The organism is Rhodococcus sp. X156 (assembly GCF_004006015.1).
GTDB lineage: Bacteria > Actinomycetota > Actinomycetes > Mycobacteriales > Mycobacteriaceae > X156.
The window spans coordinates 2,500,715-2,513,133 of the sequence record NZ_CP034766.1 but is presented as its reverse complement, the minus strand read 5'-3'; the positions used below and the strand labels follow the sequence as shown (position 1 = coordinate 2,513,133).

Below are 12,419 nucleotides of genomic sequence, written 5' to 3'. Positions count from 1 at the left end.
CGAAGCACCAGCACGCAACAGAGCAGTCCACCCAGGACCAGTGACAGGTAGGCCAGGTCGGCCATCAGAACACACCCCTTCCAGCGCGGAAACCTTCCGCCGGAAGACAGCGTGAGCCGGTGGGGGAGTGCGGAAGCCGGTCCTGACGAGCTCCTTACGCGGGCACCCGTCGTCTTGACGAGTTCTTGATGCCCGGCGCTATTGGTCCCGGTCCGTGGCGGCGGAGCCCGCCGCGATGACCAGCTCGGCCATCTGCCGGCCCAGGCGCAGCGGCTCCTCGGAGTGCTCCACCTTGGAGCCGGCCAGCGCACCGTCGTAGATCAGCTGGATGCGCTGCGCTGCGTCGTCGGGGTGGGCCAGACCGGCCTCGCGCAGCAGGGCGCTGACGGTGTGGCGGAACCACGTCCGGTGCGCCTGCACCGGTTCGAGCTCCTCGTCGGGGAACTCGGTGGCCGCGTTGACGTACTGGCAGCCGCGGTAGTTGCGCGCCGGAGCGGAGGCGATGGCCAGGTCGAAGAAGGTGAGCACCTTGGCCAGCGGGTCCTCGACGGTGGCGACGGCCTCGGTCCAGCGGGTGCGGTCGCGCTCGTCCAGCCGGCGCAGGTAGGCCAGCACCAGCGCGTCCTTGGAGCCGAACGCGGAGTACAGGCTGGCCTTGGCCACCCCCGCGCCGCTGAGGATCCGGTCGATGCCCACCGCGCGGATTCCCTCGGCCGCGAACAGCGCGGTCGCGGCGTCCAGCAGGCGATCGGCGGGGGATGCCTTGCCAGCCTTGGTGCTTCCGGGTCGCCGGCCCGCGCGGGCGGGGAGGGTGTGAGGCGCAGGCACGACACCAGGTTACTGCCCCAGCGCGTCCCGTGGGGGGATTTCTAGACAGAACGATCTGTCTATTGCTAGTGTTCTGCACGTGACCCGCAGCTTCCTGATCCGCCGCCTGCACGTGGACCTCGTGCGTGTGGCGAACGCTGCCTGTCGTCGCACTCGCTGACCGCCCGCGCACCCGCTGAACCAGCGCTGCGCCCTCCTCGGTCTTGCCGGCCACCGTTGCCGGTTCTCCGGACACCGTCGTCCGAATCGCACTTTTTCATCCTGACGCGCGCTTTCATCCTGACGCGCGCTGCGCGCTACCCGTCTCTCGAAAGGTGACCCCCATGTCGCTGTACCTCTACGAGCTCGTGACCACCGCCGGCCAGGCCGCCCAGGTCATCAAGGACGTCGACGCCCGCACGGCCGAGGCCGGTGGCGAGCTGATCGAGACCCAGGTGACCGCCGGTGGTGAGCGCGTCTTCGCGATCACCGAGTTCGAGTCCTGCCGCGCCCCGGAGCTGGCCGCCGACGCGCTGGGGGTCGCCAGCGTCGAGGGCCCCAGCGAGGTGCGGCTGGTGGGCGCCGAGCTGGCGCAGATCAAGGCCGCCCGTCCGGAGGCCGGCTACCTGGTGGAGTGGGACCTGCCCGCGGAGCTGGACATGGACTCCTACCTGGCGCGCAAGAAGGCCAACGCGCCCAAGTACGCCAACGTGCCCGAGGTCGCCTTCCTGCGCACCTACGTCCGCGAGGACATGGGCAAGTGCCTGTGCTTCTACGACGCCCCCGACGAGGCTGCGGTGTTCCGCGCCCGCGAGGCCGTCAGCACCCCGGTCGACCGCATCCACGCCCTCGAGGGATAGGTAGCCATGACTGCGGCCATCGCACCCACCGAGGAGCAGCGGCGGCGCGAGGTGTGCGCCCTGGTGCGCGACCGCGCCGACGCGCTCGACCGGGGTGAGACCGACGTTCGGGCCGACATCGCCGCCCTCGGCGAGCGGGGCCTGTTCCGGCTGGGCCTGGACGGGACGAGCCTGGACCGGATGGTCGCCGTCATCGAGGACGTCGCGGCGGAGAGCCTCGCTGCCGGGTTCTCGGTGTGGGCGCACCGGGTGACGCTGGAGTGCGTCAACCGGGCGCCCGAGCCGGTGCGCGCCGCGTTCCGGCCCGCGCTGGAGAACGGCACCGAGGTGGGTGTCACCGCCATGGCGGCCGGGCTCAAGCACGCGGCCGGCCTGGGCGAGACTCCGCTGATCGCCACCGAGGTGGCCGACGGGCTCGAGGTCTCCGGTCCGATCCGCTGGGCGTCCAACGTGTTCCGCTCGGCCCTGGTGGTGCTGCCCACCCGCACCGAGGACGGGCGCACCTTCGTCGCGCTGGTGCGCACCGACGACCCGGGCGTCACCGTGCACCCAGCCCCGCAGCTGCTGGCGCTGGGGGCCACGGCCTCCACCTCGCTGACCCTGGAGCGGGTGCACGTGCCCGCCGCACAGGTGGTGAGCACCGACCTGGTCGGGTTCGTCGCCCGGTTGCGGCCCACCTTCCTGCTGCTGCAGACGGCCTTCTGCAGCGGCGTCACCGGGGCCGCGCTGGCAGAGTCCGAGCCGCTGCTCACCAAGCTGGGCAAGCTGCTGGAGGCGGAGCACCGGCAGGTGGCCGCCGAGCACGCGTCGGTGCGCGAGCGGCTGTACCGGTGGGCGGCGCAGACCACCCCCGACGGCCCGCCCCCCATGACCGGGCGCGAGCTGGTGCAGCTGCGCCTGGACGCCGCCGGTGCCGCGGTGACCGCCACCCGGCTGGAGTCCACCCTGCGGGGTGGGGCCGGCTACGCCACCGGCAGCGCCACCAACCGTCGCTTCCGCGAGGCGGCGTTCCTCCCCATCCAGTCACCCTCGGAAGGACAGCTGCGGTGGGAACTAGCGCAGTCCGACTAGTCAACGGCCACAAGAGCTACGCCGGGCGGGGTGACGCCGTCCTGCGCGGGGTCGACCTCTCAGTCGAGGCGGGGGAGACCCTGGTGGTGCTCGGCGTCAGCGGCAGCGGCAAGTCCACGCTGCTGCGGATCCTGGCCGGGCTGGACCAGCTGGACAGCGGCTCGCTGCAGTGGGAGCAGCCGCACACCCCGGGCCGGGGCGAGCCCCGCCCGCACACCGGCGTGGTGTTCCAGCAGCCGCTGCTGATGCCGTGGCTGACTGTGCGGGAGAACATCGCGCTGGGTGGGCGCTTCGGCCGCAACCGGGACCGCTTCGACCCCGCGCACGCCGAGGAGCTGCTCGAGCACTTCGGCCTGGCCGCGCTGGCCGGTTCCTACCCCGACCAGCTCTCCGGCGGGCAGGCCCAGCGGGTGGCGGTGATCCGTGCGGTGGCGATCCGGCCCCAGGTGCTGCTGCTGGACGAGCCGTTCAGCGCGCTGGACCCGGCGATCCGCGCCGACCTGCAGCAGTGGCTGCGGACGATGACCACCGAGCTGGGCCTGACCACCGTGCTGGTCACCCACGACATCGACGAGGCCGTGGTGGTGGGCGACCGCATCGCGCTGCTCGGCGCCTCCGGGGTGTTCGAGCAGGAGTGGTCGACCAGCACCGACCCGCAGCGGCTGCGGGTGGAGATCATGGCCCGCTACCGCGACGCCACCGGTGTGCCCGTGGAGGCCCGGTGAGTGCTGGTGGTGGGCTGAACCGGCGCACCCTCCTGCGCGGGGCGACCGGGCTGGCCGTCGCGGGTGGGCTGGCCGGGGTGGCCGACCTGGCCCGCGCCGCGGCCACCGACCGCAGCAACACCACCGGTCAGCTGCGCATCGGCTACCTGCCCATCACCGACGCCTCCCCGCTGCTCATCGCCCACGACGCCGGGCTCTACGACCCGGCGGTGGTGAGCCAGGCGAAGCCGGTGCTGTTCCGCAGCTGGGCGTCGCTGGCGGAGGCGTTCGTCAGCCGGCAGGTGGACGTGGTGCACCTGCTGATGCCGATGGCCGTGCAGCTGCGCTACTCGGTGGGCTCCAGCGCACGCATCCTCGGCTGGAACCACACCAACGGCTCCGCGCTGACGGTGGCGCCGCACGTCACCGAGCTGGGCCAGCTGGCGGGGGAGCAGGTGGCTATCCCGTTCTGGTGGTCCATCCACAACATCGCCATCCAGCAGCTCTTCCGGGCCAACGGCCTGCGTCCGGTGATCCGCCAGTCCGCGTCCCGCTCCGCCGGCACCGTCGAGCTGATCGTGATGAGCCCGTCGGACATGGTGCCCGCGCTGGCCGCCGGCTCCATCGCGGCCTTCACCGTGGCCGACCCGTTCAACGCCGCGGCCGAGGCCAGGAAGATCGGGCGCATCCACCGCTTCGTCGGCGACGTCTGGCGCGACCACGCCTGCTGCGCGCTGCTGGTGCACGCCGACCTCATCGACCGTGCCCCCGCCGGGGTGCAGACGCTCACCGACTCCGTGCTCGCCGCCCAGCTGCGCATCGACGGCGGGCGCCAGGCCACCGCCGGGGAGCTCTCCGCGGGCAAGTACCTGCCGCAGCCGCTGCCGGCGATCACCAAGGCGCTGACCTATCCGGCCGACAAGTACGACCTGCGCCACCCCGGCTGGCAGCCGCAGCGGCTCGGTTTCCAGCCCTTCCCCTTCCCCAGCTTCACGCAGGCGCTGGTGGAGGCCATGCACGACACCGTGGTGGACGGCGACACCGGCTTCCTCGACCGGGTGGACGCCGCGGCGGTGCACGGCGAGCTGGTGGACGACCGCTTCGTGCGGCAGAGCATCACCCGGCACGGCGGTCCCGCCGCGTTCGGCCTGCCCGAGACCCTCACCCGTACCGAGGAAGTGGATCCCACGTGAGCACCAAGCAGCCTGCCCGTCCGAGGTGGAGCGCGTGCTGGCCGCCCGCGGCCGCGATCGCCGTGGCCGTGGCCGTGTGGTGGCTGCTCACCACGGTGGTCGCCGGCAGCACGTCGCTGGTGCGCGAGTTCGCCCCGCAGCACGTCGTTCCGGCGCTGGTGGAGCTGTTCGACCGCGGGGTGCTGCTGCCCGACGTCGGGGTCAGCGTGTGGCGGCTGCTCGTCGGCCTGCTCGTCGCCACGGTGATCGGCATCCCGCTGGGCCTGCTGATCGGGCTCAACGTCCGCTTCGAGCGCGCCTCGATGCCCGTGGTGCAGTTCCTGCGGATGATCTCGCCGCTGTCCTGGGCGCCCATCGCGGTGGCCCTGTTCGGCATCGGCCACCAACCGGTGTTCTTCCTCATCGCCGCCGCTGCGGTGTGGCCGATCGTCATCAACACCGCCGCAGGCGTGCGCGCCGTGGACCCCGGGCACCTGCTGGTGGCCCGCTCGCTGGGCGCCACTCGGTGGGAGCAGCTCACCGCCGTGGTGCTGCCGGCGATCCGCGACCACGTGCGCACCGGGCTGCGGGTGGGCCTGGGCATCGCCTGGATCGTGCTGGTGCCGGCGGAGATGCTGGGGGTGCGCTCCGGGCTGGGCTACCAGATCCTCAACGCCCGCGACCAGCTCGCCTACGACCAGGTGATGGCCGTGATCGTGGTGATCGGCGTGCTCGGCTTCGTGCTCGACTGGGCGGCCCGGCGGCTGCTGGACACCAGCCGCCGCAGCACCACCACCACAGCCGCCGCGCAGCAGGGAGTGCTCACCGGAGCCTGACCCTGGGCCGGTGCTGCCGTCAGCTGGCGAACGCCGCGGCGCTGGTGGTGAGCGCGGCCCCGGCAGCGTGCATCTCGGTGCGCGCGGCCGCCCCCAGCTCGGCGGTCACCGGCACCGTCAGGTCGCGCAGCAGCCGGACGCCGAAGCCGTGGCGCAGCGCGTCGAGCACGGTGGCCCGCACACAGTGGCTCTCGGCGATGCCCAGCACGTCCAGGTCGGTGACGCCGGCCGCGCGCAGCACCTGCAGCGCTGGTCGTCCGTCCGGGTCGGCGCCGTCGAAGAGGGAGTACGCCGCCTCGTGCGCACCCTTGCGGACCCGCACGTCGATGGCGGTGTCGGCCAGCGCGGGGTGCAGCTCGGCGTTGGCGGTGCCGGCCAGGCCGTGCGGGGGCCAGGTGTCGACGAAGTCGGGCTCGCTGGAGAAGTGGTGGCCGGGATCGACGTGGTAGTCCTGGCTGGACACCACCAGGTGGTAGCGGTCGCCGTGCTCGGCGAGGAACTGCGCGCTGCGGACGCAGACGTCGTTGCCGCCGTCCACCGCCAGCTCCCCGCCCTCGCAGAACGTCGGCTGAGCGTCCACGACGAGGCAGGCCCGGACGGTGCTCATTGGTCGTCTCCTCGTGCTCAGGGCCAGTGCCGCCCACCCTAGGTCGCCCGGGCCGCGGTGTCGGCTCAGCACCGTCGCTCGGTGGCCGATGGGGGAGGTGGCGGTGCGCCCGGAGCAGGGCGGCCGAGACAGCTACGGAGACCCCACATGACGCTGACCGTTCCTCGCCTCCGCGGGCTCGCGCTGGCCGGTGCCACCACGGCGCTGCTGATGGCCTCCGGTGCCGCGGTGGCCTCGTCGGCACCCGCGCCCGTGGCGCCGGACCCGGCGCCGGTTACCACCACCGGGGCCGCCTCGGTCAGCTACGACGGCTACGCGCTGCACCACAACCCGGACGGGACGGTGATCCGCTGGAACCCCTGCGAGCCGATCCCGTACCAGGTCAACCCGCGCAACGGCGGTCCCACGGCCGAGGCTGACGCGGCGGCGGCCGTGGACATCGTGCGCCGGGAGTCCGGGCTGAACCTGGTGTACACCGGCACCACCGACGTGGTTCCGCAGCGCGGCCACGGCTTCGACGGCACGCCGGCCAACCCCAGGACGCCGCTGGTGATCGCCTGGGCCGCGCCGGGGACGGGTCCGGGCACGTCCAGCCTGCTCAACGGCATGGGCGGCGCCGCGGGCGTCGGCGGCGTCACCACCTGGTCGTACACCCCGCCGGGTGCCGCGCAGGCGACCCCGTGGCAGGTGGTGTCCGGGTTCGTGGTGCTCGACAGCCGCACGTACCCGCAGCTGGCGCCCGGGTTCGGGCCGGCCGCGTCGTCCACCCGGGGCCGGCTGGTGCTGCACGAGCTGGGCCACGCCATCGGTCTGGACCACACCAACACGCCGGGCCAGGTGATGAACCCGACCGTGAGCGGTGCCGCCACCCCAGGGTTCGCCGCGGGCGACCGCAAGGGCCTGGAGCGGGTGGGCCGGGCCGCGGGCGGACTGGACGGCGCGCCGTGCGCGGGCGAGCCGGCGCCGCCGGTGGTGGCCCCCGCGCCGTCGAACCCGTGGCTGGACTTCTGGAGCTGGCTGGTGGCGCTGTTCCTCAGCTTCTTCCGCTGACCGGGTGCTGCTGACCGGGTGTTGCTGCTGGCGGGGGCTGAGCAGCAGCACCTGGTAGCGGTTAGCGACGGTCTGCGGCGCGCTTGGTGGTACTTGCAGACGGCCCATCCACGGCGCGGAGGGCTTTGACGGTGCGGCGCACGCGGCGCGGGGTGCTGGCCCGGCGCTGCAACCCGGCCGAGGCCGAGGTGCGCCAGCCGCTGCAGTACCGCATCGTCGCGCTCATCCAGGGACCGCCGCGTCCTGACGAGGTGCTCATCGCCGGTCCTCCTCACCACCCCGAGCGGGGTATGAGCTCAAGAATGCCCTGTTCAGGGCGGTGCAGCGGCCATTGATCGCCGGGATGTGACCGGTTGCACCCCGGGGTGCGACCCACCGGCAGGTCTCAGGCGTCAACCTCCGGCTCGTCGGTGAGCACCGTGCGGTCGGCGACGGGCAGCCCGTCCTCCAGCCGGTAGAACGTCATCTCGGTGAGCCGGGGGGAGTAGGCGTGGATGCTCACCGCCGGCTCGTCCCGCTCGTTGCGCACGTCGTGGATCACGCCGGTGGTGACGGTGCGCAGCCCGCCCACCCCCAGCCGGTCGGCGTGCAGCCCACCGCGGCCGTCCGGGCGAACCTCGGTGATGGTGCCCTGCACCACGGTCAGCGCGGCGCTGGCCAGCCCGTGGCTGTGCAGGTCGGTGCTCTGCGTCCTGGTCCAGGTGAGCAGCCAGACGTCCACCCCGGCCGGTGACTCCAGCCGGGACCAGCAGCGCTCCCGGGTGGAGAAGCGCACCTGGTCGCGCCACCGGTGTGGCTGGGCGGCGATGCCCCGCACCAGGGTGGCCAGGCGCAGCGTGGTGGGGGTCTCGGTCGCCGCCGCAGCGGCGGGGCGGGACAGCAGGGTGGTGGTCACGGCGTTCTCGTTCCGCTCAGGGACCCCAGAGATCCCGAGAGAGAGCGTGCGTCACTCGGGGGTCCGCGCTTGCTCCGACACCTCGCCGGAGCCTGGTCCTCACCCGGGGCACCCCACCGCGGAGGAGGGTTGCCGGCCAGCGAGCCGGGGCTTGACGCTGGCACTCATGACCTGCCACCAATAGTCGACTGGACCGGTCAACTTTGTCAAGCGGTTTCCGCCGGGCCCGCAGCGCAGAGGTCCAGGCGGGCTAGGACGACTGGTAGGCCTGGGCGACGAACGCGGTCGCCACGTCGCGGAGCTTGCGGTTGGCATCCTGGGAGACCTTGGACAGCAGCCGGAAGGCCTCGTCGGGGCTGCACCGGCGCTCGCCCATGATGATGCCCTTGGCCTGCTCGATCACCGCGCGGGACTCCATGGCCGCCTGCATCTGCTCGGCCAGGTTCGTGGTGGCCGTGTAGAGGCTGGCGTTGCGCACGGTCACCGCGGCGTAGCCGGCGAAGTGCTCGGCCAGCTCGCGGCTGTGCTCGTCGAAGGCGTCGACCACGCGGGCGTAGATGTTCAGCGCGCCCACCGTGGTGTCCTGCACGGGCAGCGGTACCGACAGCGAGCTCAGCCCGCCGTTGCGCGCGGCGAAGGGGGTGTACTCAGGCCACCGCTGCTCTGCCTGCATGTCCGGGATGTGCAGCGTCTCTCCGGTGGTGGCCGCCTGCAGGCACGGGCCCTGCCCCGTGGAGTACTGCTGCTCGTCCAGCGTGCACGCGAGCTCGCCCGTCGCGGCCGGTGTGGTGGCGCCCGATCCGTCGACCATGGTCACCGACACCTCGTCGGCGCCGGGAATCTCCCGCCGGGCCAGCTGGACCACCTGGGCGAACACCTCGTCGAGCGGCTTCTCGCCCACCACGATCCGGGTGAGCTCGTGGATCGCGGAGATGAGCTCGCGCGCGGGGCCCGGGCTGGGTGCCTCCGCAGCGCCAGCCTGGCTCGCGCTCGGTGCTGGACGCCCAGCGGCGCTGGGTGTGTCACTCATGGTTGTGCTCCCGTTTGCGGCCGTACAGGCGGCCATCCACGAGGATGCAGCGGGCGCGCGGCCACGGAACACCCTCAGCGACAAGGGTGGCCCGACGGCTGGACCGCGCCGGGCCCGCACGGGGCCAGACAGGTGAAACTTTAAGCGATGGTGCACGTGCTGGTCGACGAGGGTGCCGCTGGGAACCGCCTCACCCCCGCGCGGCGATGTGCTCCGGCCGTGGTGCCGGCGCGGCGAACGGCTCCACCAGGCGGTTCTGCACGCTGTTGAACACGACGAACAGGTTGGACCGCGGGTACGGGGTGATGTTGTTCGCCGAGCCGTGCATGCAGTTGGAGTCGAACATCGTGGCCGAGCCCGCAGCGCCGGTGAGCAGGCTGATGCCGCCGGCCGCGGTGAGGGTGGCGAGGCTGGCGTCGTCGGGGGTGCCGACCTGGCGGCCCTGCTCGCGCAGCGAGGTGGTGAAGTGCTCCTCGGGTGTCTCGCCCACGCACGGCACGAACGTTCGGTGCGATCCCGGGATGATCATCAGGCAGCCGTTGTGCGGGAAGTTCTCCGTCAGCGCGATGGAGATGCTCGCGGCTCGCGGGGCGGGCATGCCGTCCTCGGCGTGCCAGGTCTCGAAGTCGGAGTGCCAGTAGAAGCCACCACCGCCGAAGCCGGGCTTGTAGTTGATCCGGCTCTGGTGGACGTACACGTCGGAGCCCAGCACCTGGCGCGCCCGGCCGATCACGCGCTCGTCGGCGACCAGCGCCGCCACCGCCTGGCTCGTCCGGTGCACCTCGAACACCGAGCGCACCTCCTGGGAGGACTTCTCGATGACGGTGCGGCGGTCCTCCCGCACGGCGGGGTCGGCCGCGAACCGGACGAGCTCGGCCGCGAGGTCGGCCACCTCCTGCGGGCCGAGCAGCGCCGGGACCGCGCTGAAGCCGGTGCGGTCGTAGTCAGCCAGCTCGTCGGCGGAGAACGGGCCGGGTGCGGAGAGCCCGCCCCACACCGCGGGATCGGTCCGGACCAGCAGCTCCGGGCGCGCCGCGGTGCGGGTGGGGTAGCGGTCGAGCACGGGTTCCGAGCCAGCGGTGACGGCTGTCGACGGCGGGGAGAGGCGATCGGTCACGGCATCCTCCTTCGGCGCACGAGCCACCGCGTCCGCGGTGCGGGCATGGCCCGATCGTGCCCGTCTGCCCCACTGCCGCAAGTCGAGGTGAGCGCGGCTGGGGTGGGCGCTGGCTCAGCTGCCCGGGCCGAGGCTCTGGTGCAGGTTGTTGGCGGCGACCGCACCCATCGCGGCGGCCACCACCACCAGCTCCTCCAGCGGCGCCAGGTCGCCGGCGGCGTAGACGCCCGTGGTGGTGGTCTCCTGCCGCCGGTCTACGACGAGCCCCTCCGCGCCCACCTCGCAGCCCAGCTGCTTGGCCAGCTCGGAGAGCGGCTCGTGGCCCAGGGAGTAGAACACCGCCGCCGCCTCCAGCACGGTGCCGTCGGCCAGCTCCACTGCCTCCAGCTGCCCGTCGGCCCCGTGCAGGCGGTGGATCGCCTGCTCGTGCACCTCGATGCCGCGGGGCGCCAGCGCGGCGAGGTCCTCGGCGGAGCCGGCCAGGGTGGAGCCGAGGGTGACGATGGTGAGCGGGTCGGCGTAGGGCATGAGCTCCTGGGCGTACCCGGCGACGTGCTCCCCGTTGCCCACCACCACGATCGGCTTGCCGGTGTACTCGTAGCCGTCGCAGGCGGGGCAGTGCCAGATGCTCCTGCCCTCGTAGTCGGCGAAGCCGGGCAGGTCCGGCTGCACGTCGCGGATGCCGGTGGCCAGAACCACTCGGTCAGCTGTGACCGCCAGCTCACCGGCGGTGATGCAGAACTGGTCGCCGTCCTGGGCGGCGGTGTCCACCCACGCGGTGCGTCGGGTGACGCTGGGGTACTGGTCCACCTCCGCCTCGAGCTTGTCCAGCAGCTCCCCGGGGTTGGCACCGTCGAAGCCGGGGTAGCCGTGCGCGACCTGCGCCGGCGCGTTGCGGGACGGTCCGGCCGAGAGGACCAGCGTCCGTCGGTGGAACCGGCCCAGCCACAGTGCGGCAGTGAGCCCGGCGAAGCCGCCTCCCACCACCACGGCCTCGTAGTGGGTCTCCTCACCGGTCTTCTGCTGTGGGGGGGTCATGGCGCCCAAGGATGCACTGCCCGAGCGGCATCGGCGCGCTGGCGGGGCGCAGCAGCGCGGTGCTGCGACGAAGGCCACTGCGCCGAGCAGCGCGGGCCCAGCCGTCCCACCCTGGAACCACGGCGAGCGAGGCGAGTCCGTGCTGCGGTTCTGCTACGTCCTCGCGGTCGACTCCTTCACCGACATCGACTACGAGTTCGCCGAGACGTCTTCTCGTTGAGCGGGTTCCGGGGCGCCACCGTAGCGTTGGTCATGGGGAAGCTGTAGCCATCGGCACACCCCACGTCGGGTGAGTGCACCCCGGCGGCACCCTCCCTCTCTCCTGTGGAGCGCCATGGCCGCAACAGAAGCACCGCTGATCGCCATCACCATCCCCTGCCACAACGACGCCGACCTGCTCGCCAGGACGTTGGCCGGCATCGCCGGGCAGGGCCCTGCCCTGGACCGCGTCGAGGTGATCTTGGTCGACAACAACTCCGACGTCGACTCCCTCGAGCGGCTCCACCGGCAGTTCTCCAGCCGGATGCAGCTGACCCTGGTGCAGCAGCCCCAGCTGCCGCACCCGTTCGCGCTCTGCCGGGCGCGCAACCTGGCCCTCCGGCTCACCCGAGCCCAGTGGGTGCTGTCCCTGGACTCCGACTGCGTGCTGCAGGAGGGGTACCTGGTCGCGGCGCTGCAGTACGTCGCCCGGGGCGGGCAGAGCAGGATTTGCACGGGTGAGCGGGTCTTCGTCTCCTGTGCCGCGCTCAGCCCCGCCCACATCATGCGGGACGTGAGCGTGCTGGACCTGCTGCCGACCGTGGGCAGCGTGTCCAACTACGGGCTGCCGCAGGATCGAAGGATGCCGGACATGGTGGCGCTGCCGGAGGTGCCGCAGCCCTGGGCGTTCATGCACGCGGGCAACCTGTTGTACCCCGTGGCCAAGGCCCGGGAGATCGGCGGTCACGACGAGGAGTTCGACGGGGTCTGGGGCTACGAGGACGCCGACTTCGCCCACCGGATGATCACCGTTGCCGGTTGCGTGCCCGAGTACTCACCGAACCTGCGGGTGTTCCACCAGGAGCCGGCAGACGCCGGGGTGGGCACCTACGGCTACAAGCGGGACAAGAAGACCAACCCCAACTGGCACCGCGCGTGCGAGCGCATCCCCGGCTTTCGCGAGTTCAAGGAGAACCAGTTCCGTGGTCTGGGTGCCGATGTCACCATCTGATCCGGGGGCTGCTGCGACTCCG

Annotated in this window: 14 protein-coding genes and 1 riboswitch; of the genes, 8 read left to right on the top strand and 6 right to left on the bottom strand. The window is 72.5% G+C overall.

All coding sequences use genetic code 11. The annotated features are described in order from the left end of the window. Window positions 1–198: 198 nt before the first annotated feature. Entirely contained in the window at window positions 199–744 is a 546-nt protein-coding gene (locus ELX43_RS11905; protein ID WP_241249910.1) for a TetR/AcrR family transcriptional regulator, read from the bottom strand. Between the two features lie 407 nt (window positions 745–1,151). Here ELX43_RS11905 and ELX43_RS11900 point away from each other — a divergent pair, with 407 nt between their 5' ends. The 5 genes from ELX43_RS11900 to ELX43_RS11880 are packed head-to-tail and all read left to right on the top strand — an operon-like array spanning window position 1,152 to window position 5,450. Then, window positions 1,152–1,667, top strand: coding sequence for a DUF4242 domain-containing protein (locus tag ELX43_RS11900; RefSeq protein ID WP_127783614.1), 516 nt, complete (start codon window positions 1,152–1,154; stop codon window positions 1,665–1,667). Between the two features lie 6 nt (window positions 1,668–1,673). Beyond that, window positions 1,674–2,738 carry an acyl-CoA dehydrogenase family protein gene (locus ELX43_RS11895; protein WP_127783613.1) on the top strand — a complete coding sequence of 355 codons (1,065 nt, stop codon included), beginning with the start codon at window positions 1,674–1,676 and terminating at the stop codon, window positions 2,736–2,738. Then, the gene (locus tag ELX43_RS11890) at window positions 2,714–3,463 is read left to right on the top strand and encodes an ATP-binding cassette domain-containing protein (RefSeq protein WP_127783612.1); all 750 of its coding nucleotides are present in this window, start codon (window positions 2,714–2,716) and stop codon (window positions 3,461–3,463) included. The genes ELX43_RS11895 and ELX43_RS11890 overlap by 25 nt, the downstream gene beginning before the upstream one ends. Then, window positions 3,460–4,635: an ABC transporter substrate-binding protein gene (locus ELX43_RS11885; protein WP_127783611.1), complete on the top strand. Its 1,176-nt coding sequence runs from the start codon at window positions 3,460–3,462 to the stop codon at window positions 4,633–4,635. The genes ELX43_RS11890 and ELX43_RS11885 overlap by 4 nt, the downstream gene beginning before the upstream one ends. Further along, window positions 4,632–5,450 carry an ABC transporter permease gene (locus ELX43_RS11880; RefSeq protein ID WP_127783610.1) on the top strand — a complete coding sequence of 273 codons (819 nt, stop codon included), beginning with the start codon at window positions 4,632–4,634 and terminating at the stop codon, window positions 5,448–5,450. The genes ELX43_RS11885 and ELX43_RS11880 overlap by 4 nt, the downstream gene beginning before the upstream one ends. Window positions 5,451–5,469: 19 nt before the next feature. On the opposite strand, the gene ELX43_RS11875 is transcribed toward ELX43_RS11880, so the two are convergent. Beyond that, window positions 5,470–6,057: an isochorismatase family protein gene (locus tag ELX43_RS11875; protein ID WP_127783609.1), complete on the bottom strand. Its 588-nt coding sequence runs from the start codon at window positions 6,055–6,057 to the stop codon at window positions 5,470–5,472. A gap of 147 nt (window positions 6,058–6,204) precedes the next feature. On the opposite strand from ELX43_RS11875, the gene ELX43_RS11870 reads away from it, so the two are divergent. After that, window positions 6,205–7,107: a matrixin family metalloprotease gene (locus ELX43_RS11870; protein ID WP_127783608.1), complete on the top strand. Its 903-nt coding sequence runs from the start codon at window positions 6,205–6,207 to the stop codon at window positions 7,105–7,107. A 385-nt stretch (window positions 7,108–7,492) separates the two neighbouring features. Here ELX43_RS11870 and ELX43_RS11865 read toward each other — a convergent pair whose 3' ends face one another. The 4 genes from ELX43_RS11865 to ELX43_RS11850 form a co-directional block, all read right to left on the bottom strand. After that, window positions 7,493–8,002: a cysteine dioxygenase family protein gene (locus ELX43_RS11865; protein WP_164860646.1), complete on the bottom strand. Its 510-nt coding sequence runs from the start codon at window positions 8,000–8,002 to the stop codon at window positions 7,493–7,495. Between the two features lie 60 nt (window positions 8,003–8,062). Then, a riboswitch (SAM riboswitch) is annotated at window positions 8,063–8,174 on the bottom strand. A 78-nt stretch (window positions 8,175–8,252) separates the two neighbouring features. Continuing rightward, window positions 8,253–9,032, bottom strand: coding sequence for a GAF and ANTAR domain-containing protein (locus tag ELX43_RS11860; protein ID WP_127783606.1), 780 nt, complete (start codon window positions 9,030–9,032; stop codon window positions 8,253–8,255). A gap of 190 nt (window positions 9,033–9,222) precedes the next feature. After that, complete coding sequence (thpD, locus tag ELX43_RS11855) at window positions 9,223–10,149, bottom strand: ectoine hydroxylase (RefSeq protein ID WP_241248927.1); 927 nt, start codon at window positions 10,147–10,149, stop codon at window positions 9,223–9,225. Between the two features lie 114 nt (window positions 10,150–10,263). Continuing rightward, window positions 10,264–11,187 carry an NAD(P)/FAD-dependent oxidoreductase gene (locus tag ELX43_RS11850; RefSeq protein WP_127783605.1) on the bottom strand — a complete coding sequence of 308 codons (924 nt, stop codon included), beginning with the start codon at window positions 11,185–11,187 and terminating at the stop codon, window positions 10,264–10,266. Between ELX43_RS11850 and ELX43_RS11845 the strand changes: the two genes are divergently transcribed. Together ELX43_RS11845 and ELX43_RS11840 are read left to right on the top strand one after the other, a co-directional pair. Next, complete coding sequence (locus ELX43_RS11845; protein ID WP_127783604.1) at window positions 11,186–11,407, top strand: hypothetical protein; 222 nt, start codon at window positions 11,186–11,188, stop codon at window positions 11,405–11,407. The genes ELX43_RS11850 and ELX43_RS11845 overlap by 2 nt on opposite strands. Before the next feature lie 114 nt (window positions 11,408–11,521). Beyond that, the gene (locus ELX43_RS11840) at window positions 11,522–12,397 is read left to right on the top strand and encodes a glycosyltransferase family 2 protein (RefSeq protein WP_127783603.1); all 876 of its coding nucleotides are present in this window, start codon (window positions 11,522–11,524) and stop codon (window positions 12,395–12,397) included. The last annotated feature ends 22 nt before the right edge of the window (window positions 12,398–12,419 follow it).

What these genes read in the sequence shown, in the direction of transcription:
- ELX43_RS11875 (WP_127783609.1), bottom strand. Translation starts at nt 6,057, where the DNA reads ATGAGCACCGTCCGGGCCTGCCTCGTCGTGGACGCTCAGCCGACGTTC.
- ELX43_RS11860 (WP_127783606.1), bottom strand. Translation starts at nt 9,032, where the DNA reads ATGAGTGACACACCCAGCGCCGCTGGGCGTCCAGCACCGAGCGCGAGC.
- ELX43_RS11840 (WP_127783603.1), top strand. Translation starts at nt 11,522, where the DNA reads ATGGCCGCAACAGAAGCACCGCTGATCGCCATCACCATCCCCTGCCAC.
- ELX43_RS11845 (WP_127783604.1), top strand. Translation starts at nt 11,186, where the DNA reads ATGGCGCCCAAGGATGCACTGCCCGAGCGGCATCGGCGCGCTGGCGGG.
- ELX43_RS11870 (WP_127783608.1), top strand. Translation starts at nt 6,205, where the DNA reads ATGACGCTGACCGTTCCTCGCCTCCGCGGGCTCGCGCTGGCCGGTGCC.
- ELX43_RS11895 (WP_127783613.1), top strand. Translation starts at nt 1,674, where the DNA reads ATGACTGCGGCCATCGCACCCACCGAGGAGCAGCGGCGGCGCGAGGTG.
- ELX43_RS11850 (WP_127783605.1), bottom strand. Translation starts at nt 11,187, where the DNA reads ATGACCCCCCCACAGCAGAAGACCGGTGAGGAGACCCACTACGAGGCC.
- ELX43_RS11900 (WP_127783614.1), top strand. Translation starts at nt 1,152, where the DNA reads ATGTCGCTGTACCTCTACGAGCTCGTGACCACCGCCGGCCAGGCCGCC.